This is a genomic window from Catellatospora sichuanensis, assembly GCF_007483665.1.
Taxonomy (GTDB): domain Bacteria; phylum Actinomycetota; class Actinomycetes; order Mycobacteriales; family Micromonosporaceae; genus Catellatospora; species Catellatospora sichuanensis.
In genome coordinates, this window is the sequence record NZ_VIQO01000040.1 from 33,253 (window position 1) to 58,381 (window position 25,129).

The 25,129-nt window shown below is 69.7% G+C and carries 22 protein-coding genes; 12 read left to right on the plus strand and 10 right to left on the minus strand.

Annotated elements, in window-relative coordinates; genetic code table 11:
* Positions 1 to 117: 117 nt before the first annotated feature.
* The 3 genes from FLL47_RS38775 to FLL47_RS38785 all read left to right on the plus strand — a co-directional run bounded on the left by FLL47_RS38775 (position 118) and on the right by FLL47_RS38785 (position 4,613).
* A complete protein-coding gene (locus FLL47_RS38775; RefSeq protein WP_144127674.1) occupies positions 118 to 1,824 on the plus strand; it encodes a GMC oxidoreductase in 1,707 nt (568 codons plus the stop codon).
* Positions 1,825 to 2,017: 193 nt separating this feature from the next.
* On the plus strand, positions 2,018 to 3,820 hold the full coding sequence (locus FLL47_RS38780; protein ID WP_144127675.1) for an alkyl/aryl-sulfatase: 1,803 nt from the start codon (positions 2,018 to 2,020) through the stop codon (positions 3,818 to 3,820).
* 193 nt (positions 3,821 to 4,013) lie between these two features.
* Entirely contained in the window at positions 4,014 to 4,613 is a 600-nt protein-coding gene (locus FLL47_RS38785) for a TetR/AcrR family transcriptional regulator (protein WP_144127676.1), read from the plus strand.
* A 119-nt stretch (positions 4,614 to 4,732) separates the two neighbouring features.
* Here the strand turns inward: FLL47_RS38785 and FLL47_RS38790 are convergent, their stop codons facing one another.
* Positions 4,733 to 5,050, minus strand: a complete 318-nt coding sequence (locus tag FLL47_RS38790; RefSeq protein WP_144127677.1) for a hypothetical protein — start codon at positions 5,048 to 5,050, stop codon at positions 4,733 to 4,735.
* On the opposite strand from FLL47_RS38790, the gene FLL47_RS38795 reads away from it, so the two are divergent.
* The 4 genes from FLL47_RS38795 (at position 5,049) to FLL47_RS38810 (ending at position 10,777) form a co-directional block, all read left to right on the plus strand.
* Positions 5,049 to 6,281, plus strand: a complete 1,233-nt coding sequence (locus tag FLL47_RS38795; protein WP_144127678.1) for an MFS transporter — start codon at positions 5,049 to 5,051, stop codon at positions 6,279 to 6,281. The two genes, FLL47_RS38790 and FLL47_RS38795, sit on opposite strands and share 2 nt — an antisense overlap.
* A gap of 187 nt (positions 6,282 to 6,468) precedes the next feature.
* The gene (locus FLL47_RS38800; RefSeq protein ID WP_144127679.1) at positions 6,469 to 7,953 is read left to right on the plus strand and encodes a long-chain-fatty-acid--CoA ligase; all 1,485 of its coding nucleotides are present in this window, start codon (positions 6,469 to 6,471) and stop codon (positions 7,951 to 7,953) included.
* A 174-nt stretch (positions 7,954 to 8,127) separates the two neighbouring features.
* A complete protein-coding gene (locus tag FLL47_RS38805; protein WP_144127680.1) occupies positions 8,128 to 9,843 on the plus strand; it encodes an aldehyde dehydrogenase family protein in 1,716 nt (571 codons plus the stop codon).
* Between the two features lie 391 nt (positions 9,844 to 10,234).
* Entirely contained in the window at positions 10,235 to 10,777 is a 543-nt protein-coding gene (locus tag FLL47_RS38810; RefSeq protein WP_144127681.1) for a dihydrofolate reductase family protein, read from the plus strand.
* 227 nt (positions 10,778 to 11,004) lie between these two features.
* Here the strand turns inward: FLL47_RS38810 and FLL47_RS38820 are convergent, their stop codons facing one another.
* Positions 11,005 to 11,784 (minus strand): hypothetical protein, encoded by a 780-nt coding sequence (locus FLL47_RS38820; protein WP_144127682.1) that lies wholly within the window; start codon positions 11,782 to 11,784, stop codon positions 11,005 to 11,007.
* A gap of 256 nt (positions 11,785 to 12,040) precedes the next feature.
* On the opposite strand from FLL47_RS38820, the gene FLL47_RS38825 reads away from it, so the two are divergent.
* Positions 12,041 to 12,493: a DUF3592 domain-containing protein gene (locus FLL47_RS38825; protein WP_144127683.1), complete on the plus strand. Its 453-nt coding sequence runs from the start codon at positions 12,041 to 12,043 to the stop codon at positions 12,491 to 12,493.
* A gap of 135 nt (positions 12,494 to 12,628) precedes the next feature.
* Here the strand turns inward: FLL47_RS38825 and FLL47_RS38830 are convergent, their stop codons facing one another.
* From FLL47_RS38830 to FLL47_RS38845, 4 genes are all read right to left on the minus strand, one after another.
* The gene (locus FLL47_RS38830; RefSeq protein ID WP_246159265.1) at positions 12,629 to 13,201 is read right to left on the minus strand and encodes a TlpA family protein disulfide reductase; all 573 of its coding nucleotides are present in this window, start codon (positions 13,199 to 13,201) and stop codon (positions 12,629 to 12,631) included.
* A 259-nt stretch (positions 13,202 to 13,460) separates the two neighbouring features.
* Positions 13,461 to 14,282, minus strand: a complete 822-nt coding sequence (locus FLL47_RS38835; protein WP_144127685.1) for an ABC transporter permease — start codon at positions 14,280 to 14,282, stop codon at positions 13,461 to 13,463.
* Complete coding sequence (locus tag FLL47_RS38840; protein WP_246159267.1) at positions 14,279 to 15,292, minus strand: ABC transporter ATP-binding protein; 1,014 nt, start codon at positions 15,290 to 15,292, stop codon at positions 14,279 to 14,281. The genes FLL47_RS38835 and FLL47_RS38840 overlap by 4 nt, the downstream gene beginning before the upstream one ends.
* Positions 15,289 to 16,098 carry an ABC transporter permease gene (locus tag FLL47_RS38845; RefSeq protein WP_186316176.1) on the minus strand — a complete coding sequence of 270 codons (810 nt, stop codon included), beginning with the start codon at positions 16,096 to 16,098 and terminating at the stop codon, positions 15,289 to 15,291. Before FLL47_RS38845 ends, FLL47_RS38840 begins: the two co-directional genes overlap by 4 nt.
* An 82-nt stretch (positions 16,099 to 16,180) precedes the next feature.
* Here FLL47_RS38845 and FLL47_RS38850 point away from each other — a divergent pair, with 82 nt between their 5' ends.
* The 4 genes from FLL47_RS38850 to FLL47_RS43405 all read left to right on the plus strand — a co-directional run bounded on the left by FLL47_RS38850 (position 16,181) and on the right by FLL47_RS43405 (position 19,441).
* Positions 16,181 to 17,050, plus strand: coding sequence for a winged helix-turn-helix transcriptional regulator (locus FLL47_RS38850; protein WP_144127687.1), 870 nt, complete (start codon positions 16,181 to 16,183; stop codon positions 17,048 to 17,050).
* A 184-nt stretch (positions 17,051 to 17,234) separates the two neighbouring features.
* Positions 17,235 to 17,537, plus strand: a complete 303-nt coding sequence (locus tag FLL47_RS38855) for a hypothetical protein (RefSeq protein WP_144127688.1) — start codon at positions 17,235 to 17,237, stop codon at positions 17,535 to 17,537.
* A 72-nt stretch (positions 17,538 to 17,609) separates the two neighbouring features.
* Positions 17,610 to 19,208: a hypothetical protein gene (locus FLL47_RS38860; protein ID WP_144127689.1), complete on the plus strand. Its 1,599-nt coding sequence runs from the start codon at positions 17,610 to 17,612 to the stop codon at positions 19,206 to 19,208.
* 68 nt (positions 19,209 to 19,276) lie between these two features.
* Positions 19,277 to 19,441: a hypothetical protein gene (locus FLL47_RS43405; protein WP_186316177.1), complete on the plus strand. Its 165-nt coding sequence runs from the start codon at positions 19,277 to 19,279 to the stop codon at positions 19,439 to 19,441.
* A 377-nt stretch (positions 19,442 to 19,818) separates the two neighbouring features.
* Here FLL47_RS43405 and FLL47_RS44545 read toward each other — a convergent pair whose 3' ends face one another.
* The 4 genes from FLL47_RS44545 to FLL47_RS38880 form a co-directional block, all read right to left on the minus strand.
* Positions 19,819 to 21,186: an RICIN domain-containing protein gene (locus FLL47_RS44545; protein ID WP_144127690.1), complete on the minus strand. Its 1,368-nt coding sequence runs from the start codon at positions 21,184 to 21,186 to the stop codon at positions 19,819 to 19,821.
* Positions 21,187 to 21,667: 481 nt separating this feature from the next.
* Positions 21,668 to 21,895 (minus strand): hypothetical protein, encoded by a 228-nt coding sequence (locus FLL47_RS38870; protein ID WP_144127691.1) that lies wholly within the window; start codon positions 21,893 to 21,895, stop codon positions 21,668 to 21,670.
* A 113-nt stretch (positions 21,896 to 22,008) separates the two neighbouring features.
* Positions 22,009 to 23,250: an MFS transporter gene (locus tag FLL47_RS38875; protein WP_342780396.1), complete on the minus strand. Its 1,242-nt coding sequence runs from the start codon at positions 23,248 to 23,250 to the stop codon at positions 22,009 to 22,011.
* 188 nt (positions 23,251 to 23,438) lie between these two features.
* Entirely contained in the window at positions 23,439 to 24,530 is a 1,092-nt protein-coding gene (locus FLL47_RS38880; protein ID WP_246159271.1) for a glycoside hydrolase family 11 protein, read from the minus strand.
* Positions 24,531 to 25,129: the final 599 nt, after the last annotated feature.

Sequence of the window (25,129 nt, forward strand, 5' to 3'; positions counted from 1 at the left end):
TGATCCGCTCTCGAAGCGGAAGGCGGCGATGACGGCACACAGCCGGGCACGAGGCGCTTGTTCAACCGGACGGGTGCCGACCACGGTTTTGACCCTTTCGCGGAAGGTTCACCCCTCATGACCACCCTCGATTACGACGTGCTCGTCATCGGCTCCGGCTTCGGCGGGGCAGTCTCGGCCCTGCGGCTGACGGAGAAGAACTACCGGGTCGGTGTGCTCGAAGCCGGCCGGCGCTACGCCAGCGAGGAACTGCCCAAGACCTCCTGGGACGCGAGCAGGTTCGTCTGGGCACCCGCGCTGGGCCTGTACGGCATCCAGCGGATCCACCTGCTCAAAGACGTCGTCATCCTGGGTGGCGCGGGCGTCGGCGGGGGATCGCTGAACTACGCCAACACGCTGTACCAGCCGCCCGCGCCGTTCTTCGCAGACCCGCAGTGGGCCGCCATCACCGACTGGCGTGAAGAGCTCGAGCCGCACTACGACCAGGCCCGGCGCATGCTCGGCGTCACCATGAACCCCACCGTCACCGCAGCCGACAAGGTCCTGCGGTCGGTCGCCGACGACATGGGCGTCGGCCACACGTTCACGGCGACGCCGGTGGGCGTGGTCTTCGGCAGCGAGGGCCAGAAGCGCGGCACCGAGATCGACGACCCGTTCTTCGGCGGCGCCGGGCCCAGGCGCAACACCTGCATCGAGTGCGGCTCCTGCATGACGGGCTGCCGGTACAACGCCAAGAACACCCTGGACAAGAACTACCTGTACCTGGCGGAGCAGAGCGGCTGCGAGATCCACCCGATGACCACGGTCGTGGACGTGAAGCCGCTGCCGGGCGGCGGGTACACCGTGCACACCGTGACGACGGGCAAGTCGGCCTGGCGCCGGCGCAACCGGCGTGCCTTCACCGCGGCGCAGGTCGTGTTCTCGGCGGGCACCTACAACACCCAGAAGCTGCTGCACCGGCTGCGCGACAGCGGGTCGCTGCCTAACGTCTCCGGCCGGCTCGGCCAGCTGAGCCGCACCAACTCCGAGTCCATCCTCGGCGTCAAGGCGCGGGCGAAGAACATCGCGTACACCCAGGGCGTGGCGATCACCTCGTCGATCCACATCGACGAGCACACCCACATCGAGCCGGTGCGCTACGGCAAGGGCAGCAACCTGATGGGCCTGCTGCAGACGGCGCTGACCGACGGGGACCAGGGCCACCCGCGCTGGGTCACCTGGCTCAAGACGATGCTCACCCAGCCGCGGCACTGGGGCTGGTTCCCGCCGAAGGCCTGGTCCGAGAAGACGATCATCCTGCTGGTGATGCAGGCGCTGGACAACTCCATCACCGTCCGCGGGCGCAGGAGCCTGCTGGGCCGGTACAAGCTCACCTCCGGCCCCGGGCACGGCAAGCCGAACCCGACCTGGATCCCCGCGGCCAACGACGCCGCCCGCCGGGTCGCGGCCAAGATCGACGGTATCGCCGGCGGCACCATCGGCGAGATCGCCAACATCCCGATGACGGCCCACTTCATCGGCGGCTGCCCGATCGGCGACTCGCCCGCGACCGGCGTCGTCGACCCCTACCAGCGGCTGTTCGGGCACCCGGGCGTGCACGTCGCCGACGGCTCGACCGTGTCGGCGAACCTGGGTGTGAACCCGTCGCTGACCATCACCGCCCAGGCCGAGCGGGCCATGTCGTTCTGGCCCAACCGCGGCGAGCCCGACCCGCGGCCCGCGCTGGGTTCGGCGTACCGGCGCCTGGCCCCGGTCGCACCGGCCCGGCCTGCCGTTCCCGCCGACGCGCCTGCCGCACTGCGCCAGGCCGGCACCACGTCGTGATCCGCAGCTGGCCCGGCCTGGTGACCCGGGCGAGTCCGGCCGCGATCCACGACACCGCGGGCCGCAGGCACGACGTGCCCGCCCGCGACCAGGCCCCGGCAGGGGCGGGCACCGACAGACGGCGACGGCGCATTCCGGCCGATCCGATTCACAGGTCCGAGTCTTCTCGGACGCGCGCACGCGGAGGTACAGCATGAACGACACACTCGACTTCGGTGACCGGACCGATTTCGACAACGCCGACCGGGGCTTCGTGGCGGCGCTGACGCCCGGCGTCGTCACGGCCGCCGACGGGCGGGTCGTGTGGGACGCCGATGCATGGACCTCGCTGCTGTCCGGCGACTGCCCGGACACGGCGAATCCCAGCCTGTGGCGGCAGAGCCAGTTGTGCGCCCGCCAGGGCCTGTATGAGGTCACCGAGGGCGTCTACCAGGTGCGCGGCCTGGACATCTCGAACATGACGATCGTCGAGGGCGACACCGGGATCATCGTCATCGACCCGCTGCTCAGCGTCGAGACGGCGGCGGCGGCGCTGCGCCTGTACCGCGCACACCGCGGCGACCGCGCCGTGACCGCGCTGATCTACAGCCACTCCCACGCCGACCACTTCGGCGGTGCCGCCGGGGTCACCGACGGCAGCGTCCCGATCATCGCGCCGGTCGGTTTCATGGAGCACGCCGTGGCCGAGAACGTGTACGCCGGCACGGCGATGACCCGCCGGGCGACGTTCATGTACGGCGCCACCCTGCCGACCGGCCCGGCCGGGCAGATCGGGTTCGGGCTGGGCCTGGCCTCCTCCTCGGGTACCGTGTCGCTGTTCCCGCCCACGATCGACATCACGCACACCGGGCAGGAGGAGACCGTCGACGGCGTGCGGATCGTGTTCCAGCTGACGCCGGGCACCGAGGCGCCGTCGGAGATGAACTTCCTGTTCCCCGACCGCCGGGCCCTGTGCATGGCCGAGAACGCCACGCACAACATGCACAACGTGCTGACCCTGCGCGGTGCGCTGGTGCGCGACGCCCGGATCTGGTCGCGGTACATCACCGAGGCGATCACCATGTTCGACGGGCAGGCCGACGTCCTGTTCGCCTCGCACCACTGGCCGACCTGGGGCCGCGAGAACTGGGTGCGGTTCCTGTCCGAGCAGGGCGACCTGTACGCCTTCCTGCACGACCAGACGCTGCGGCTGGCCAACCAGGGCCACACCGGGTCGGAGATCGCCGAGATGATCCAGCTGCCGCCGGGGCTGGATTCGGCGTGGCATGCGCGCGGCTACTACGGGTCGGTGTCGCACAACGTCAAGGCCGTCTACCAGCGCTACCTCGGCTGGTTCGACGGCAACCCCGTCAACCTGTGGCAGCACCCGCCCGTCGAGACGGCCAAGCGTTACGTCGACTGCTTCGGCGGCCTCGATGCCCTGCTGGCCAAGGCACGTGACTTCGTCGCCGGCGGGGACCCGCGGTTCGCCGCGCAGCTGCTGCAGCACGCCGTGTTCGCCGACCCCGACCACGGCGGTGCGAAGGAGCTGCTGGCCCAGGTGTACGAGACGCTCGGCCACGGGGCCGAGAACGGCATCTGGCGCAACTTCTACCTGACCGGTGCGCAGGAGCTGCGGCACGGCCCGAACGTCACCCCGATCGATTTGGGCGCCGGCATGGCCGCGGTGCTGTCGATCGAGCAGATCTTCGACACCCTGGCGATCCGGGTCGACGCCCCCAAGGCCTGGCACGACACCATCGTCATCGACTGGACGTTCACCGACCTGGGCCAGTCGTATCGCACGACGCTGCGCAACGGCGTGATCCTGCAGCAGCAGAACCCGCCCGCCGGGCAGCCCGACCTGAGCCTGACCCTGACCAAGCGGGACCTGCTGGGCATGCTGGGCGGCAAGGGCCCGGGCGGCGCCGCCCACGACGGTGACCTGGGCGTCCTGGCGCGCCTGGTCGGCTACCTCGACGCGTCCGACCCGAAGTTCGCGATCGTCACGCCGTGACGGTGACGCCTCCGGCGGGCTGCCGCGCCCGCCGTCGACCCCTCCGGTCGGCGGCGGGCACGGCAGCCTGCCGGACGCTCCGTCGGCGAGCCGGGGCCGCCGCGCCGCTGCCGGGGCGTGTCGCGAGTCGTCTCCGGCCGCAACGGCTCTGCTCGCCCGGGGCAACCGACGGAGCCACCCGTAGGCTTCCGACATGACCGGTGTGCGGGTGAATCGGACGCAGCGGGGGCCGGGACGGCCCCGGGAGGAGCGCGTCACCGGTGCGGTCCTGTCGGCGGTGCTGGACCTGGTGGCCGAGCAGGGCGTCAGCGCGGTGACGATGGACGCGGTGGCCGCTCGTGCCGGGGTGAGCAAGCCTGCGATCTACCGGCGCTGGCCGGGCAAGCACGACCTGTTCATCGCGGCGGCCGAGACCCGCGTCGGGGTGCTGTCCGTGCCGGATCTGGGCGACTTCCGCGCCGAGTTGCGGGCGGTGCTGGACGCGCGTGTCGAGGTCTACCGGATGCCGGGCACGGCCCGTCTGCTGGCGGGGATGGTCGTCGCGGCCGAGGAGGGCGGGGAGGTACGCGAGGCGTACCTGCGCTATGCCGCCCGGATCATGAGCGAGACCCGGAAGATCCTGGAGCGCGGGATCGCCCGTGGCGACGTACGCGCCGACGTCGACGTGCAGGCTGCGGCCACCCTGGTCGCCGCTCCGCTGATCTTCCGGTTGATGATCGAGCAGGAGCTGCCCGACGACCGCTTCGCCGCGGATCTCGCCGACATGATCGCCCGAGCGGTCGGCGCTGCCTGAGGCTTGCTGTCCGAGTCGGCGCTCGGCTGTGGGCGCCTGTTCATTTTCTTTCCGCAGGCCCTTGCCTTGGCGACGAGTAATAACAATACTCCGAGTAACGAAAGTCGGAGTGTGGGAGGTCACAGGTGAGGGTCGTCGTCACCGGCCGGCCGTCCCTGCGCCGACGAGCCGACCGGGCGTGGCCGGCGGGTGCGGAAACCCACGGCACCTGCCGCGCCCGAGAGCGGAAAGCGGCTGACGAGAGTCTGCCCGCGCACCCGCGCGACGGCACGCAGAACACATACCCGGCCCGCTTTCTTGAACGCTGAAACCGTCCCCGAATCCTGCAGCCACCGCGGAGCAACCGTGACCGACACCGAAGTCGCACCCGCAACGCCCCCGAGTCCCTCCGGGAATGCGCCAAACAACCGCCGCCGCGCATGGATCGTCACCGCCATGCTCGTCGCCTTCATGATGATCAACTTTGCAGACAAGTCGATCCTGGGCCTGGCCGCCGACCCGATCCGAGAAGACCTGGGCCTGTCCGCGACCCAGTTCGGCACGGCCAACAGCGCCTTCTTCCTGCTGTTCTCCATCTTCGGCGCCGTCGGCGGCCTGCTGGCCGACCGGGTGCGCCCCCGGTGGCTGCTGCTGGGCATGGTCCTGCTCTGGTCGGTGTCCCAGGCCCCGCTGGCGCTCGGCGCGGGCGTGGCCATGCTGTTCGCCTCCCGGGTCATGCTCGGCGCTGCGGAAGGCCCCGCCTTCCCCATCGCCCAGCAGACCACCCTGTCCTGGTTCCCGAACAACAAGCGCAACCTGCCCAGCGCGCTGATCACCGCCGGCACCACCTTCGGCGTCGTCATCGCCGCACCCGGCCTGACCTGGGTGATCACCGAGCACGGCTGGCGCTCCGCGTTCGGGGTGGTGGCCGTCGCCGGCGTGCTGTGGGCCCTGGTATGGGCGTTCGTCGGCAAGGAGGGCCCGCACGCCGTCGCGACCGACCAGGACACCACCCCCGACACGGCGACCCCGGCCGACCCCGAACCGGCAGCGGGCAACGTCGGCTACCGCCGCATCCTCGCCACCCGCTCCTGGATCGGCGTCACCGCCGCCTACTTCGGCACCTACTGGATGGTCGCGCTGACCGTCGCCTGGCTGCCCTCGTACCTGCACGACGGGCTCGGCTACTCCAAGACCACCGCGGCCAACCTGGTCGCACTGCTGTGGGCCGTCAACGCCGTGGCGCTGCTCGGCCAGGCCGGGCTCACCGGATGGCTGCTGCGCCGCGGAGTCAGCAGCCGCTGGGCCCGCGCCCGGGTCGGCGGCATCACCCTGCTCGTCAGCGCAGCCGGCTGCCTGGCCCTGTCCGCCGGCCAGGGCGGCCCACTCACCGTCCTGCTGCTGATCGCCGCCTTCGGCATCTGCGGAGTGATGGCGACCATCGCGGTCACCACCGTCGCCGAGATCGCGCCCGCCGCCCGCCGCGGCGGAGCCCTGGGCATCATGAACGGCGTCGTGACCACCGCGGGCCTGATCGCACCCATCCTCGTCGGCCGCCTGGTCGACACCCAGGGCGCGGCCGGATACCAGCAAGCCGTGCTGATCTCCGCAGGCGTGCTCCTGCTCGGCGGCCTCGCCGCGGTCACCCTCGTCGACCCGGCCCGCGACAGGCAACGCCTGGCCCAGTGACCCGCCGCGCCACCCGGCCGCACGCCTCCACCCGAAGCAGGCAGCGGCCGGGTGCGCCGCGCACGACCGCCCCCCCGCCGCGATCAGCAGCGCGGCGACCGGTGCGGGCGGTCGCCCCGACCGCCCCGGCTGATCCCGGCAGCCGACGAACCGATCCACCCAGCTCGCATCCCATGGAGACCCGAACATGACCAACCTTGCCCACAACCTGGCTGCCTCAGCGACCGGCGACGGCGCCGCCCCCGCCATCCGGCTCGGCGACGCGGTGGTGTCCTACGCACAGCTCGACGCCGCCAGCGCCCGGGTCGCCGGACTGCTGCGCAACCGCGGCGTGCGGCCCGGTGACCGGGTCGGCATCATGCTGCCCAACGTGCCGCAGTTCGCCGCCGCCTACTACGGCATCCTGCGCGCCGGCGCCGTCGTGGTCCCGATGAACGTGCTGCTCAAGTCCCGCGAGGTGGCGTTCTACCTACGCGACTCGCAGGCCAAACTGGTACTGGCCTGGCACGGCTTCGCCGCCGACGCCGTAGCCGGCGCGGCCGCCGCCGGCACCGACTGCATGCTGGTCACGCCGGGCGAGTTCGAGGCACTGCTCGGCGCCACCACACCCCAGGACGAGATCGTCGAGCGCGAGGCGGGCGACACCGCCGTCATCCTGTACACCTCGGGCACCACCGGCACGCCCAAGGGCGCCGAGCTGACCCACGCCAACCTGGCCCGCAACGCGCAGGTCGCGATCGGCCTGCTCGCGCTGACCCCCGGCGACGTCGTGCTCGGCGCGCTGCCGCTGTTCCACTCGTTCGGGCAGACCTGCGGCCTCAACGCCGCGATCGCGGGCGGGGCGTGCCTGGCACTTGTGCCGCGCTTCGACCCGCAGGCCGTGCTCGCCACGATCCACCAGCACCGCGTCACGGTCTTCGAAGGCGTGCCGACCATGTACGTCGCGCTGCTGGCCCACCCGGAGCGGGCCACGTTCGACGTGGACAGCCTGCGGCTGTGCGTGTCCGGCGGCGCGGCGCTGCCGGTCGAGGTCATGCGCGGGTTCGAGGCGGCGTTCGGCTGCGTCATCCTCGAGGGCTACGGACTGTCGGAGACCTCGCCGATCGCGTCGTTCAACCACGCCGACCGCGAGCGCAAGGCCGGTTCGATCGGCACGCCGGTCGCCGGGGTGGAGATGGCGCTGCGTGACGTCGCCAACGGCGTCGGGGAGATCGTCATCCGGGGTCACAACATCATGAAGGGGTACTGGGGCCGTCCTGACGCGACCGCGGAGGCGATCGACGCCGACGGCTGGTTCCGTTCCGGTGACCTGGCCCGTGTCGACGACGAAGGTTTCTATTTCATCGTCGACCGCAAGAAGGACCTGATCATCCGCGGTGGGTACAACGTGTACCCGCGCGAGGTCGAGGAACTGCTGTACGAGCACCCGGCCGTACGCGAGGCCGCCGTCATCGGCATCGCGCACCCCGAGCTGGGCGAGGAGATCTGCGCGGTGGTCGCGCTGAAAGCCGGTGCCACGGTCACCGCCGAGGAGCTGCGCGAGCACGTCAAGGCACAGGCCGCGGCGTACAAGTACCCGCGGCACGTGTGGATCGTCACCGAGCTGCCGAAGTCCCCGACCGGCAAGATCCTCAAGCGGGAGATCGAGACGCCCGCAGGGCTGACCGCCTGACACCACGCCGCCTGCGGGCGGCCCCAGGACACCGCCGCCTGCCGTCGGTCAGGAACGGCAGGCGGCGGTTCCCCCGCCTCGAAGCAGGTCCCCGCTCCGATCCCGCACCGACGCACCTCCTATGCGGGCCGGCGGGAGCCGACCGCCCCATCGCCGAGAAGGACGTCACCGCCGATGAGCCTCAGTCCCACCGTCACCGCCCGACTCGACCAGATGATCGCCGAGCTGTCCGACGGCGAGCGCGCCTGGGCCCGAGAACCGCTGGCCTCCCGGCGTGCCCTGCTGATGCAGGTGCACGCCAACGTCGCCGCGCACGCCGACGAATGGGTCCGCATCGCGGGCAGCATCAAGCAGCTGCCCGCCGGTTCTGCGCTGCTCGGCGAGGAGTGGACCAGCGGCCCGTGGGCGGTCCTGGAGTACGCGCCCGCGCTGGCCGAGACGTTGACCCGCCTCGAGCAGGGCCGTGACCTGCTCGACGGGTGCCGGGTCGGGACCGCGCCCGGCGGCCGCGTCACCGTCGACGTGCTGCCGTACCACGTCTACGACCGCCTGCTGCTCAGCGGTTTCAACGCCCAGGTGTGGATGGAACCCGGCGTCACCGAGCAGGAGACCCGCCAACAGGCAGGGCTGGCGCAGCGGACGCCCGAACGCACCGCGGGCGTCGCCGTGGTCATGGGCGCGGGCAACATCTTCTCGATCGCGCCGCTGGACACGCTCTACCAGCTGTACGCGTACAACCGGGTGGTCCTGCTCAAACTCAACCCGGTCACCGACCCCCTGCTGCCGGTCCTGACCGCGGTGTTCGCCCCGCTCATCGACCGCGGCTACGTACGCATCGTCACCGGCGACGCCGCCGCGGGCGACCACCTGGTCAATCATGCCGACGTGGACGCCGTGCACATCACCGGCAGCGAAGCCACCCACGACGTGATCGTCTGGGGTGCCGGTGCCGCCGGGGCCGCCGGTAAAGCCGCGGGCACCCCACGCCTGACCAAACCGATCACCAGCGAACTCGGCGGAGTGTGCCCGACGATCGTGATGCCCGGCCGCTGGTCGAAGGCCGACCTCCGTTTCCAGGCCGAGCACATCGCCACCCAGCGACTGCACAACAGCGGCTTCAACTGCATCGCCGCCCAGGTCGTCATCGTCAGCGCGGACTGGCCGCAGAAGCAGGAGTTCTTCGCCGCACTGCGCACGGCATTCGCGGCCGCACCCGCCCGCCCCGCCTGGTATCCAGGCTGCGACCTGCGGGTGGCCGGCGCACGGCGGACGCACCCGAGCTACGAGACCGTCGGCGGCACCGCCGAACGCACTCTGCTGTGGAACCTCGACCTCGCCGACAACGCAGAGCCGGCGTTCAACACCGAATACTTCGGACCGGTCCTCGGCGTCGCCGAGCTGCCCGGCACCGGCCTGGACTTCCTCGACGCCGCGGTCGACGCCGCCAACGAGCGGCTGCACGGCACCCTGGGCGCCAACCTGGTGATCGACCCCCGCACCCGGCGACGGCTCGGCGCGCAACTGCGCGAGCGCATCGCCCGGCTGCGCTACGGCACGATCGGAGTCAACGCCTGGACCGCCGTGGGCTACCTGGCCGCCCGCGCCACCTGGGGCGCATACCCCGGGCACACCCTCGACGACGTCCAGAGCGGCCGCGGCGTGGTGCACAACGCGCTACTGCTGCACCGCCCCGAACGAACCGTCGTGTCCGGGCCGTTCCGGCCGCTGCCCCGCTCGATCATGACGGGAGAGTTCAGCATCATGCCCAAACCGCCATGGTTCGTCACCAACCGCACCGCGGCCACGACCGGACGGCGGCTCGCCGGGTTCGCCGCGCGGCCCCGCTGGGCCGCCCTGATCGGCATCTTCGCCTCCGCGCTACGCGGGTGAGGCGTGCCCCCGGGCCGCGCGGAGCAACCCGGGGGCACACCCATCGCAACCGCGTCAGCGGGGAGCCAATCGCGCCCCAACCTGGCAGGCCCGACCTTCACTGATCGATCGCCGGCAGGTCGATGCACTGACGCCGGGACCGGCGGGGCGTGTACTACGCTGCGGCCGTGCAAACAGCCGACGAGATCCTCGCTCAGCTCGACGAGGCTGCACGCGAATCCAGCTTCGCCGATCCCGGGCATCCGTACTTTCGCGACACTGCGGGCCAGCACATCCGGGTGCCGGTGTGTTCGCGTTGCGCACCGCGGATGCGCGTGCAACTCTCGTCCTTGCCTCCCCGCCGGGCCGAACCACGATCCGACCTCGGTTTCCAAGATCCTTGGAGAAGCGTATGAGTGATGAAGGCACTGTCACCGGCAAGGTGGTCGTGAACAGGGCGATGTCGCTGGACGGCTTCATCGCAGGTCCTGGCCACGCGATGGACTGGATCTTCGAGTACATGACTGCGGATACGGTCCCGGAGGTCATGACGGCCACGGGCGCCATGCTCATCGGCCGGGGCACTTACGAGGTCGGCAAGCGTATGGCCGACCAGGACGCCAGCTACGACGGGGGAGCGCAGTTCGTCCTCACCCACAATCCTCCCGCCGAGCCGGACCCTGCCGTCACATTCCTCACCTGTGGACTTGAGCAAGCCGTTGCCACGGCACGCAGCGCCGCGGGCGGCAAGAACCTGGAGATCCTCGGCGCCGATGTGGCCGCCCAGTGTCTGCAGCGCGGGCTCGTCGACGAGATCCTGGTGTATGTCCTACCGCTGCTGCTCGGCGACGGTGTCCGTTTCTCGCCTCCAGGCCTCGGCAGGATCGACCTGGAACCTTTCAGCAATACCCAGTCGGGCGCCGTCACCATGCTCCGCTTCCGCGTGCGGAAGTAGGCGCAGCCCTCCAACGGCTACAGCGCTGTCCCTGAACGTTTGCCGGGTGTGATCAGGGAGCTTGGGGTCGTGGGCGTCCCCAGCGTTGCTGGCGTTCGCTGCCGATGCGGTCGCGTTCGCGGCGTTGTGCGGCCGTCGGTGTGATGCCCGACAGGCCGTCCGCTGGCGTGCGGGTCGAGTCCGATCTGCCGCACTGCCGCTTGCTGTCGTGTCAGATCCGTCCCCGATTATTCCATCGCTGTGGGAATCCGTCCGCCGCCGGCTAGGAGCGCCTCTCCGAACCGGCGCAAGTTCTCGCGCCACTGGGCTTCGGGTTGTGGTGGCAAGATGTCGTCCCAGGTGGCCAGCCACGTGCCGCGTGCCTGCACGAACCCTTCGGGTCGTCCGTAGAACCACAAGTGCAGGTGGGCGCCGCCGTCGCCCCACCGGGCCATGTGGACGCGGGCGATGCCGCCGATCGCCGTGTACGCCCGCTCAACCCGGAAGATCATCGAGCCGAGTTCGGCCACCAATGGCGGTGTGAGGTCGCCGAGGTCGTGGTGTGCACGGGGATGCAGGAACACGATCGCGGGCAGGCCGGGCGGTTCGGCGGTCGTCGACACGCGCCAGTTGTCGTCAACCCATAGGTAGTCGGAGTCCGGTCGGTTGCACGACTGACACTCGGCCGGGCCCGCCGCACCGTGTCGTGGCGGCTCAGGGAGCTCGGGCTGCTCGAACGGTTTGATCACCAGCTCGCCACTGAACGGGAAGTTGTCCCAGTCGACGACCGGTGGCCGCCGACCAGTTTCGCCGACGACCATCTGGTCCAGATGTGGATGTCCGAGGTTGTGTGCAGGCATGAGCCGGATTCTGGCATAACGAAACGCCCGCTGTGATCCGCAGTCCCACGGCGCCGGGCTGCCGATCCCGGCGGGCGGACGTCCGCGATTGCTTCCAGACCGGGCCAATCGCCGGGGCGACGTCTTGGCGAGGGGAAGGATGTTCCTGGAGCTGGTCGCGTTGTCCAAGTCTCGGGTGCTACCTCGATCACCGTGGTCCTGGTGCGTGGCCCTTGACGGCGTTGATTGCGGATCACTGCCACCGCGCTCGACGACCAAGCGCCGGATGTGTAGAGGTGAGGCGGGTTCAGGCCGGCCGCTGCCCGGCAGTGATCCACAGACTGGTCCTAGCAGGACATCAACGATTCGTTTTTGCCTTTACACATGGCAATGTCCGTCCGTCCCACCGGACCTGTGGTGGCACCGCCCATGCACACTCACCGACATGTCTAAGCGTCTGCCCAGGGTCACCGACCCGAGTTCCCGGATCGGGGTCACCCTGCTCACCGCCCTACTGCTGGTGCTCTTGGTTGCGCTGGCCGGGTGGGGGCGGGACCAGGCCCGGGGCGCAGACGTGGATGCCGAGGTGATCGCGGTGACGGTTGGCGAGCGCAGCGAGAGCTCCTACACCGTACGGTTCGAGACCCGGACCGGACAGGTCTGCGAGTCGGTCATGCGCCCGGAAAGCAAGTCCGCGCCACGCGAGGTCTACCCAGGTGACCGGGTGCCGATGCACTACCCGGAGCACGGGCCGTGCGAGAACGTGAAGCCTAGAGGGACCCTCGGCCCGTGGGGCCCGTTCTGGCTCGTATTCGCGTTCTTCCTGGTGTGCAGCGGCTGCGCCGCAGTCGCGTGGTGGTGGCCCGAAGCGTTCGGCCATGCCGTCCAGGACGACTGAACGGGTTGGATCCAAACCGCCGGCGGTCGAGCACTGCCCCTTCCAGGCCTTCGAGGTCCAGGTTTAGTACGGCAGCAGCATGTATTGCTTTCCTGCCGGTAGCAGCCGCCGCATGCGGCGGCGAAGTCCTCCCCGTCAGCCGGCCTGCTCGGTGGCGATCTCGCGCACGATCGGGCCCAGCTCGGCGGCGGTGGTCGCCTTGCGCAGCACGGCCGCGACCCGGCCCTGCCGGTCGATAATCAGCGTGGCAGGGATGGAGACGGGAGGTATGTCGGTGAAGCGCAGCGACAGCCGACCGCCCGGGTCGAAGATGCTCGGGTACGAGTTGCGGACGGCCACGAACGCCTTGGCAGTGTCCCGGCCGTCGCGGGTGTTGATGCCCAGGAAGATGACCCCGCTCGCAGCGGTGTCCTTGGCAACCTGCTCCAGGTCGGCGGCCTCCAGTCGGCAGGGCGGACACGAACTCGCCCAAAAGTTCACGACCACCACGCTGCCCCGCTCGGCCGCCATGTCGTACAAGCCGCCGTCGAGCAGCTCACCGGTGACCGCGGGGGCCGCCTTGCGCTCGGCGACAGGGAAGCGCAGCACGTCGCCCACGGCGGGCGGCTTCTCGCCGTCACCGCAGGCCGCCAGCGTGGTCGTGGCCAGCCCCGCCACGGCGAGCGCCAGCACGGAGCGGCGGCGGTGGGATCGTGAGCGTGACGTCACGGACCCATCATGCCCCCCGTCCAACTCCGCTCCCAGAGTGGGCCGCTGGCGTGCTATCTGCCGCCAGAGCCACAGCCGCCTGCATCCAAGCTGGACAGCTCGATCAGCGACCAGCCGGCCGCTGTACCGCATGACTCACCGCAGCGCCCTTCATGCCGCTGCCGTATTAGATCGTGCGGCCGCTGGTCGGTGAGGGGGCGCGCGGCTGGGCAATGGGCGTCGCGCCGTTTTCGCGGCGGCGGTGGGGGCCGGACGCGGCTCAGTAGAGCTGCATCGACCCGGTCCGCTGCGCCCGTGCTTCCCCGATCCGCAGCAGCGTCGCGGTACCTGCGACGAGCAGGAGGCAGAGTACGCCGAGTAGCCCCAGGGGCCCGGCCACGCCGCTGAGGGGTTCGGCGTCGAGCAGGGCACCGCGCAGCACGGCGAGGCTGCTGGTCAGGGGGAATGCCAGGCCGATTGCTTTGATGACGACCGGCATCGCGAACAGCGGCAGCCGCACGCCGGCGACGAACCACAGGGGGTCGTCCAGGAGCGTGTAGAGGAACGCCGAGTCGCGGGAGAAGAGCAGCAGGCTGTTGAGGAACGTCCCCCAGGCGAGGGCGGGTATCACCAGGGCGAGCGCGGCGACCGCGTACATGCCCGGGTGGGCGACGTGTAGGGAGCCGCTCGCCGTGGCGGCGGCGACCGCGAAGCAGCCGGCGAGCCATGTGTTCTGCACCAGAGCCCCGGTTCCGTTCGCCAGCACCAGCGCGAACCTGCTGGCGGGGGACAGGAAGAGCAGTTCCATGGTGCCGCTGATCCGCTCGAACGAGAAGTGCCAGGCTGACTGTACGAGCGAGAAGTAGAACATGTAGGCGAAGGCGCCCGTGGCGAGGAAGGCGAGCAGGCGCACCGGTTGGGCCGCCACCGGCCAGCGCTCGCCGATGCCGGGCGTTTCCAGCAGCGGCAGCATCGTGTAATAGGTGATCGCGAGCTGCAGTGCCGGCCAGATCAGCATGGAGAAGACGACGAGCGGGCCGCCGAACATGCGCCGGTGCTGCTTGAACGCCTCGGCGCCGATGACCCGTAGTGCGTGCCTCACGAAGCCACCGCCGACGGCTGGCGGGCGGCGTCGGCGAGGGCGATGATGGCGTCCTCCAGCGTGGGCGGGGTGACCTCGAGCCGGGCGATGGCGCCACCGGCGGTGACGATCGTGGTGGCGAGTTCCCCGGCCAGATCCGCGCTGTGGCGAAGCGTGTAGCGGGGCCGCAGATCGTCGTCGACACCGGTGGTGATCTGGGCGCCGGTGCGCATGGCGAGTGTCTCGACGGCGTGGTCGACGTCGTCGACGGCTGCGGCGAGGCTCACCTCGACGGTGTGCTGGCGCTCGGCCATCGTGGTGAGTTCGGCGGGTGTGCCCTGCGCGACGAGGCGTCCGGCGGCGATGACGTAGATGTCGGCGCACAGCTGTTCGACCTCGGCGAGGTAGTGGGAGGTGAGCAGTACGCCGACGCCGTCGCGGGCGAGGTCGGCCACGACGGCGCGCAGGTCGCGGGCGATCGGCGCGTCCAGGCCGAGGGTGGGTTCGTCGAGCAGCAGGTAGGCGGGCCGGTTGATCAGTCCGCGGGCGATCGACAGGCGCTGGCGCATTCCCTTGGAGTAGCGTTCGACCCGCTGGTCTGCCGCGTGCTCGAGGCCCACCAGGGCCAGCAGTTCGGCGATGCGTGCCTTGAGCTGCGCCTTGGGCACGTCGTAGAGCTGCCCGAAGTACCAGAGGTTCTCCCGGCCGGTCAGGCGCGTGTACACCATGCGTTCCCCGCCGGCGATCATGTTGATCCGGCGGCGTACCTCACGCGCGTCCTTCACGAGGTCCAGGTCGTCGACCGTGGCGCGGCCCGAGGTGGGGCGCAGCAGGGTCGCGAGCATCCGGATCGTGGTGGTCTTGCCCGCGCCGTTGAGCCCGAGCAAGCCGGTGACCTGCCCGGCCGGGATGCGCAGGCTGAGCCCGTCGACGGCGGGGGCGGCCCGGAGCGGCTTGCCCGGCTTCCACCATGGACGCTCCACCACTGGGTAGGTTTTGCGCAGGTCGTCGGTGGCGATGGCGCGCATCATGCGCTCGCTCCTCTCGTGATGGCACGCCGCTCGGCGTGGGGCAGGACCAGCAGGCCGACGGCGGCGTAGAGGCAGCCGAGGGCGAGGCAGATCAGCAGGTCGCCGGTGACCTGTTGGATGGGCGCGGCGTGCAGGGTGGCGGCGCGTAGGACCCGCATCGCGGCGGTGGCGGGCAGCAACTCGCCGAGGAAGGTCAGCGGCGCCGGGAGCAGTGCGGCCGGGAACGTGAAGCCGCACAGGAGCCCGACCACGCAGAACAGGGTGTTCTGGGTGATGTGGGCTTCGCCGGCTGAGATCATGATTGCGCTGATGGGAATGGACAGGCCGAAGACGGCGACGAACGCGGCGAGGATCGCGGCCGCGAAGCTCACCGGGTCGGGTACCGGCAGCCGCACGCCGAGCAGCAGTGCGGTCCCGAGCAGGCAGCACAGTTCCAGGATGGACGTGATGAAGGCCTGCGCGGCGACGCCGAGCAGGTAGGGCAGGCGCATGGCCGGCGTGAGCATCTGGCTTTCCAGCGTGCCTTCGCGCTGCTCGGTGATCTGGGCTTTCGCCACCCACAGGACCATCCGGGTGGTGAACATGAGCGCCGCCGCACCCACCGTGACGTAGCCGAGGTAGTCGGACGTGCCGGACGAGGCTCCGAACCAGGCTGAGACCCGCCCGCCCCCGATCGCCCGATACGACAGCAGTGCCACGACGACGGTGAAGATGCCCGGGCCGAGCGTGCCGATGAAGTAGGACCACGGGTAGGCCCGCCGCGTCACCAGCCAGTTGCGCTTCAGCGTCGCCCACGCCGTCACCATGCGCCCCGCCTCAGTTTCTTTTAGGAACTCACTGGGTTTCGATTGGGAACGTATCATGGGGCAGGTACGGAGGGAAACCCTGATGATCAAGCCACGCGACGACGAGACATGCGGCATCGCTCAGGCCGCCGCCGTCATCGGCGACTGGTGGAGCCTGCTGATCCTGCGTGAGATCGCCCGCGGCCACCGCCGATTCGACCAGCTCGCAGCCGAGCTGCCGATCTCCCGCAAAGTCCTCACCGAACGCCTCGGCCACCTCGTCGAGCACGACGTGGTGCAGCGGCAGCCCTACCAGAGCAACCCGGTGCGCCATGAGTACCTGCTCACCCCCGCCGGGCACGGGCTGCTGCCGGTGCTCGTCAGCATGCAGGACTGGGCCGACCGGTACGTGCTCGGCGACGGGACGCTGACGGCGACGGCCCCCGGCGGCGACGCCGACCGCGAGGCGGCCCGGGCCAGGGCCCTGCCGGGCAGCCGGGTACCGGCCGGGCTCACCCTGCCCAGCACGCGCGGCAACACCGGCGACGTGGTGGGCGACACGGACCTGACCGTGCTGTTCACCTATCCCGCCACCGGTGCCTCGGTGCCCCCCGGCTGGAGCCGGATTCCCGGCGCGCTCGGATGCACGCTGGAGAACCGGCTCTTTCGCGACGCGTGGGCCCATTTCATTCAGGCCGGCGCCACCGTCCACGGCGTCAGCACCCAGCGCCCGGACGAGCAGGCCGCCTTCGCCGACGCCGAGCAGATTCCGTTCCCGCTGCTGTCCGACGTGGACCTGGAGTTCGCCGCCGCCCTCAGGCTACCGACCTTCCGGGCCGCGCAGCAGATCCGGCACAAGCGGATCATCCTCGTCGTCGACCGCGACCGGGTCGTGCGGCACAGCATCTACCCCGTCACCGACATACCGAGCGCGGTCAGCGAGGTCCTGGAGCTGGCACGAGGCGCAGCGTGACCGCGGCTGTTCAAGCAGTGAGCAAGACCCGCCGGGACACGATCCGGAAAATGCCACAGAGGAGGCCCTGCCGCTGCACCATCGCAAAGTCGCCGAACCGGGACAGGCCTGTCCTCGGGAGTCCGGGCCGGATCCGTGCGGTGCAGGGCGGCGAAGGTGGCCGTGGGCTGCCAGACTCTCGGGCGTGCGCCGCTTCCATCTTCTTTTCGCCTCGGCCGTCATGCTGGACCTCGCCGGGCTGGTGCTGATCCTGTTGGCGTTCGCCGACGTCGCCGGCAGCTCCATACCGCCGCAGGACGCGACACCGGCCGTGTCCGCGGCCCACGAAGCCTCCATCGAGAAGGCCTCCGCGCACCTGGTCGAGGCCCTGATCCTCGCCGCGGTACTCGGCGCGATCTCCACAGTCCTGATCGTCCTGGGCGTGCGCGCCCGGCGACGTCACCGCCAGGCCGCCGCCCACACCGTGGGGCCGGTGGAGCGGCAATGATGCAGTCCAACGGGCAAGGGCCGCGCGTAAATGAAGTCGAAGTCCTTGCCCCGCGCTGATACAAACGTCGCCATGTCATCTCTGCTCACACGCCAGGCGGTACGCCTCCTGGCGGTTGTCACGTGTACGGGGCTCGTGGGAGCAGCGTCGCCGGCCGCTGCGGCACCGGCCGATCCACTGAGCATCAAATCCATCAACTTCTCGGTCGACCACGTCGACGCCCGCGGCGACTGGACCGTCGTCCCACTGGAATGGACGGTCCGCGACGCCGACCCCGCTGCCGAGCAGGTGCTCGGCCAGGTGAAACTGCACGCGCTGGACGGGGCCGGCAACCGCGTCGGCCAGGTCTACGAGATCGATTTCGAGTTCGGCGAGCAGTGGTACACCGAGGCGCAGTTCGTCTCGGGCACGCCGCAGGAGTCGACGTACCACTACGACTTCGTCGTGCCGCGATACGGCAAGACGAAGCAGGCGTTATGGGCGGTCACCGAGGTCACCCTCAAGGACGACCGGGGTGCCGAGGCGAGCGTGCGCGGCACCGCGCTGGGCGCGGCGACGCTGAAGGCGAGGACGCTGGTCGACTCCACGCCGCCGAGTGTCCAGTACTTCAACTGGGAGGCGATCCAGGCCGACAAGCCGTACGTGTACGTCAAGGACACGATCGGCTACCAGTCGTTCTACGCCCCAGTGTCCGACGGTGGCGCGGGCTTCTGGAAGGGGACGCTGCGGCTGGCCGGGCCGGGCGGGCGCACCCTGGACACCGACTTCGAACTCAAGTACTTCACCGACGACAAGAGCTGCGGGCGCTACACGGGCGGCGACCTCTACGGGCCCAGTTGCGGGATCCTCGTGCAGTTCCCGCCCGGCACCGCGTCCGGGCAGTGGCGGGTCGCGGAGCTGATCCTGGTCGACAACGTCGGCAACACGGCGTCGCTGACCGGACTGGCCCCGGACACCGTGATCACGGTGACGTCCAACGAGACGGTCAGCGCGAGCGGGTTCACCGCGACACCGAACCCGGTCGACAACTGGAACGCCGACGTGACCGCCCGGGTGGGCGCCACGATCACCGGCGCCCAGAACGGTGTCACGGAGATCGTCGTGGAGTTCGACGTCTTCGGCTGCCGGCAGACGTCCACCACGCCGACCGACGACGGCAACGGGAAGTACTCGGTGCCGGTGCGGGTGCCGAGGCAGGTCAAGCAGTGCAACGTGCTGGGCTTCACCGCCAAGGACGGTGCCGGCAACGTGGCCGCGTACGGCCCGGACTACGGCGCGCCCGCGGTCGGGCTGCGGATCGACCGGCTGGCCAACACCACACCGCCCACGGCGACCGGGGCCACGCTGACGCCGACCACGATCGCGCGCAGCCAGGCGGGCAACGTGGCGCCGAAGCTCACGGTGCAGGTCGTGGCGCCGATCGCGCCGGTGGGCAGCTACTCGCTCTACCTGTACGACGCCGAAGGCACGATCGTGGCCCAGCAGGGCGGCGGCACCTCCGTCGTCAACGGCGTGCTGACCGTCTACGGCTACCTGCCCTACGGCATCGAGGCCGGCGACTACACGTACGGGTTCGTCCTCCACGACGGCAGCGGGCTGAGCACGACGTACGGGCCGGAAGGGCTGCCGGTACCCGGCGGTCCGCTCCTGCTCACCGTCACCGACGCCTGACCTGACGTGCAGGGAGCCGGCCGGGCGACCTGGCCGGCTCCTTGCTCACCTCTGAGGAAACCCAGACGATGACCTCCTCCACTCCCGCCTACGCGGTGCCCGGCGTCCAGCCGGCCGGCGGCAGCAGCGATCTGACCAGCGTCGAGTACGCCGTCGAACAGCTCGCCGCCCAGCCCCTCGTCGCCGCCCACCGCGCGTACGCCCGCCACCGCGAGATCGACCTGCCGTACTGATCACGGGCACGCCACGACATCGGCCCTGTCACGGCGGGTTGACCACCAGCGGCGGTGACACAGGGGCCGCTACGTCACTGCCCGTAGACGTCGACTGCGGTGACGAACGACGGATCGACGCGCACGGCCGCCACCTCCGAGATGCGGACGGTCCGTGCAAGATACACCGTTCATCCTGCGGACCGAGGGGAGCTGCAGGTGCCGATGCAGCCAGCTCTCGATGTCGTCCATCGCGGCGCCGACCCGGAGCAGCGCGGACGACTCGATGCGCGCTCGCCGGTGCGAGGCCGGCACCAGGACCGCACCCGACTGAGAGGCGCGCCCGATCGGGTTGCCGGCGGCTCGCGGACAGAAGGCCACGAGCCGCCGGAGTTCTGCTAAGGCTGGGCTACCAGCCGGAACGACTGCGCCCCGGTGCCGTTGCAGGTGTACTGCACCAGCTGCACACTGTCGGCGGTGGAAGCGCCCGGGACGTCGAGGCACTTGCCGCTGTGCACGGACACGAAGTGGTAGTAGCCGCCGCCTTCGGCTACCGGTATCCACTGCTGGTTTCCGCCGCCGCCGTAGGCCCACAGGTGTACGACCGCATTGTCCGCGGCGGACACCCCGCTCACGTCGATGACCTGGGCGGAGTTGTTCCGGTTGTTGATGCGTACGTTGCTGCCGCCGGTGGGCTGGAACAGGTACTGCTGGGCGTTGGAGTTGTTGCAGGTGTACTGCTGGATCGCGGTGCCGTTGGCGGTGCCCGAGGCGCGAGCGTCGACGCATTTGCCGCTGGTCTTGTTGACGATGCTGTACCAGGTCGTGGAGGGGATCGGCCCGCCGCCGCCGCCGGGATCGGGGCAGGTGCCGCCTGTTCCGACGGTGTCCACGTGTGTGGTCCCCGAGCCGCGGTAGGCGTTGACCCGGTTGCGGGCGACGTCGCCCGAGATGACCTCGTTGCCGGCGAAGTAGAGCCAGTCGACCTGCTGGATGTAGGTGCTGCGGCCGCCGGTGTGGCCGGAGCTGTCGATGAACCACAGGTTGTAGTTGATCGACATCGGTGTCTCGGGGTAGTACTTGTCGCCGTGGTCGGCGACCAGCGTGCCGTCGATGAAGTATTTGACGCGGCCGCCGCTGACCTGTGCCACCAGGTCGTGCCAGCCGTTGTAGCTGCGCCGCTGGACGGAGTGGACGTTGTCGGCGATCCACGGGTCGGCCTGGTAGGTCTCCCAGGTGGTTTCGAAGAATGCCGAACCCGTCTCGCCCCATCCTCCGTTGGCCAGGTATTCGAAGTCGATCTCGCCGTAGCTGGGATCCATCGAGTAGGCCAGTGGGGTGATCGTGAAGAAGGTCTCCACGATGCGGTCGCCGTCGTTTCCGGCTACCGGTGCGTCGGTGAAGCGGACACGACTGGCGTAGGTGCCCTCGAAGAACTTGCGCTGGTGGTAGATCTCCGTCTGTGCCGTGCCGGCGCCGGTGCCGTCGGTGTAGGACGACAGCTGGAGGACTTTCTGCCCGTCCGCGACGGGGAACGTCACGTTGGAGGGCAGCCATGAGGCGCCGGGTATGCCCGGTCCGCCGCCTCCGCCGCGGACCGTCCAGTGGCGTGCTGACAGGTTCGGATCGGTTGACGAGCTGTACTGAAAGTCGTCGAACAGGACGCTGCAGCTGGCGGCAGCCGCGGGTCGGGGCTCGGCGACGCTGACCAGCCCGGCGGCGATCAGCAGGATCGCGGCGCTTGAGGCAGCGGGTTTTCGGAACACTAGGACCTCCCAGGGACGGCGGGAATTATGTTCACGATGACATCGAGATAGTGAAAATTATGACTGTGATACTCCACTAGTCAAGAGTTTTTAGATGAGCAAACGCTCTCCTGCATCGTGATCAGTGCAGGAGACCACTGTGGAAGCGCTCTCAGCACGCTCGGTGTCCACCGGGATCTGGGTGCACGCGTCCGAGATGGTTGGGGTCGCTCCCGCCGTAGAGGTGCCGAGGCCGGAACGCCGCCGGGGGTCCGCCACTAGATCAACTGATCGACACTGACCGCGTCGGGAGTTTCGGTTGTGTCGCCCTCGGACGCCAACCAAGACCGTCAAAAGAGAACTGTCCGGCACCGCAAATGCGGGGGACAGACAGGTCAACGACAAGCCGAGTGCCTGATTAACAACCCGCCTGCGGGTGCGGACGGCGGACGTCGAAGGCAGCTGGTGCGGCGGCGGCGGGACGTTAGGGGGCGTCGAGCCCTCAGGTGTTCCGCTTTCGTCGTTCAAGCAGCGCTATCGCCGCCAACGTCACGATCAGAGTCGCCAGGGGCAGGATCCAGCGCAGAGCACCGGCGTCGTCGCCCAAGGCCAATCGCCACAGTCCTCCGCGGCCCACCCCAAGCCCGATCTGGATGAGTGGGAACACGCCCAGTGTGATACCAACCACGAGGAGTAGTCCCTGCCAGCCCTCGATCACCTTGCGGGACATGTCGTCCCTCCCCTCTCCGTCAGCCGACGCAGCCGGAGCATACGTCGAACGGGTTCGACGGAGTTTCATAGTGCTCGTAGAAGGACCAGGTCACCAGGGTCGTGACCCGGCCGTCAGTCGGCGTCGTCGGTCAGCCGCCGCTGCTGCGACAGCAGCACGCTGACCAGCGCGATGGCCAGGCCGAGCCCGGCAGCCACGAGGAAGACCACGTCGTAGCCGGCGGCCAGGGCGGCGGCCGGGGAACTCCCGCCGGCTTCCATCGCGGTTCTGGCACTGGCGGCTGTGGCGAGAACCGCCAGGCCTACCGAACCGCCTACCTGGCTGGCGGTGTTGGCCAGGCCGCCGATGATCCCCGCGTCGCCCTCGGGAACGTCGGCGGTCGCCGCGGCCATGAGGGTGGGGAAGGTTAGCCCGATGCCGGCCGCGATGAGCAGGGTGGGTCCGAGCACGCCGGTGATGTAGCCGCTGTCGGCGTCGGCCTGGGCGAGCCAGCCGAAACCTGCCAGGAAGCAGGCGCAGCCTGCCAGCACGAGCGTACGCACACCGGTTCGTGGCAGCAGGGCGGCGGCCAATCGCGCGATGACCATGAACGTCACCGCCGCGGGTGTCTGCCCGAGTCCGGTTCGGAGCGCGCTGTAGCCGAGTACGTTCTGCAGGAACAGCGACGTGAAATACCACATCGCGATGGCGATGCCTCCGAACAGCAGCAGCATGACGTTGCTGACGGCCACGTTCCGGATTCTGAACAGCCGCAGGGGCATCATCGGCTGGGCGGTGAAACGCGCCTGCATCACGGTGAAGGTGACGAGCAGGATCAGGCCCGCGACGGCCGGCCCGACGACTTGCACGGACGTCCAGCCCTGGTCGGCGCTGTGCATGACCCCGTAGATCAGCGCGGCCAGCCCTGCCGACGCGGTGACCGCACCGATGAGGTCGAGCGATTCCCGCCGGCCGGTTCGCATGCCGGGCAGCGCCATGACGGCCATGGTGATCAGTGCCGCGCCGATCGGTACGTTGATCAGGAAGACCCACCGCCACGACAGGCCGGTGGTGATGGCACCGCCCGCGAGCGCGCCGGCCATCCCGCCTATACCGCCTGCGGCAGACCATGCACCGAACGCCTTGGCTCGCACGTTCGGCTCGGTGAAGTGGGTGTTGATCACGGCCAGTGTCGCCGGGGCCATCATGGCGGCTCCCATGCCCTGCGCGATGCGGGCCGCGACCAGGATCTCAGGAGCGGTTGCCAAGCCGCTTACCAGGCTTGAGGCGGAGCTCAGGACCATGACCGGCAACGTCGATACCAGGCGCGCCCGCCAACCACACGGCGACCGGGTCAGCGGGTAGAGCGGGTGCAGGTGTCACCGTGCCGCAGCCGGCGCGAACACGGCGGTCCGTGGTTCATCGCCGTCGGGGTCATCGCTCGGGGCGCCTACAGCTTGGTGGCCACGTTGAACCCGCGGGCACCTGTTGGAGCCGACGGCGGCGGTCGGCCGAGTGCGAAGTGCCGGGTCTGCAGGTGACAGACCCGGCACAACTGGGGTGCTCAGCTGCAGGCTGTGCCGTTGAGCGTGAATCCGCTCGGGGCGGCGCTGTTGCCGGTATGGGTGGCCTGGAAGCCGATGGTCGTCGTACCGCCCGGTGGAATGGTGGCGTTGTAGCTGACGTTGGTCGCGGTCACCTGGCCGCTGGCCGGAGCATATGTGGCGTTCCAGCCCGACGTGATGGCCTGCCCCGAGGCGAGGCTGAACCTCAGCGACCAGCCGTTGATGGCGGCCGAGCCGGTGTTGGTGATGGTGATGTTGTCCGTAAGGCCGGTGTTCCAGGCGCTGACGGAGTTGGTCACCCGGCAGGTTTGGCCGCCGCCGCCCTGCGAACCCGACGGGCTCGGGCCGGGGGAGCTCGGGCGCGGTGACGGGCTGGTGCCGCCGGGTCCCTCACTCACGGTGATGTTGGAGCTGCCGCTGCTCTGGTAGCCCTCGGTGGCGAGGATCTGGTAGTTGTGCGTGCCGAGGTTCAGGCCGAGGCCGGCCCACGCGTTGAAGTGATTGGCAGTGGTGATGGTGCCGCTGGTCCGGTGCTGCTGGCGGACGCTCCAGTACTGGTAGAAGGTCGCGGTGCCGATGATGGAGGGCTGGTTGACGCGCTGGGTGCGGTAGATGTCGTAGGTGCTGCCGTCGGTGGTGACAGAACCCAGCCGGGTCGCCCCCGAACTCGGGTTGTAACTGCCGAAGTCCTCGACGACGTAGTACTCGATGAGCGGGTTCGTCGTCCACCCGTACAGCGCCAGGTAGCCGTTGCCGCCCGGGTTGAACGTGCCCGAGTAGTTCACGGTGTGGCTGGATCCGGGATTCCATCCCTTGCCGACGACGGTGTTGTTGATGCCGCTCCACTGGACGCTGTACTGGCCGGCGGCACCCAAGGTCATGGTGACGTTGCCGTTGTCCTTCCAGTACGAGTAGAAGAAGCCGTTGTGGAAGCCGGTCGAGTTCGAGGTGATGGTCCGGTTGGCTTCCGCGTGGGCGACGCCGGCCAGGTTCATCGAGGCTGCTGCCAGTAATACGGCGCCGGCAGCGGCGAGGACCAGCTTCAGGCGGTTGCGTCCGCGGAGCTTCGGGTGGGAGCGGAGGTCGTTCACGGGTGTGCATCCTTTTCGTGAGGGCAGCCCGAGGGCCAGGCCGCGTGACACGACTCGATGCTGGCGTGCGGCGCATCGGCGCGGCCGCTGCCGCCAGCGTCGGACCACGCCCGGGATGGCCGTGGTCCGGCCGACGACCGGGAGATCAGGTCTCGGCCGCGACCCGGGCTCGGCAATCGTCGAAACTCATCGATGGCCAGTGTCGGGCGGCCTGCCGATGGTTGTCAACGACTTCCGGAAGTTATCGAAAGGATCGCCACGATGCAGGTCACCTGCAGGATGCGAATCTGTACGTATACGGCGTGGCTATGGACCTCACCGCTTCAATGCGATCGAGCCGCTCATCGGCGGGCCACCCCGCCCGACAGCGAGATCATCGTCGAGTTCGGCGAAAGTTTCGGACCCGATCCGACGCTCCGTATCGCCTTGCCGTCCGCTGGGGAAGGCCACGAGCGCGTATTCGCTCAGCGACCATTCGTGCTTGACGCGCCTGCCGCACCCGCGGGCAGGGGCGGTCGTCGACGGGCGAACGCTTCCTTGGCGTACGCCGCGTGACAGGACTGCCGCAGGAGGAGGCATGAAGCTCTTGGCTGCACGCG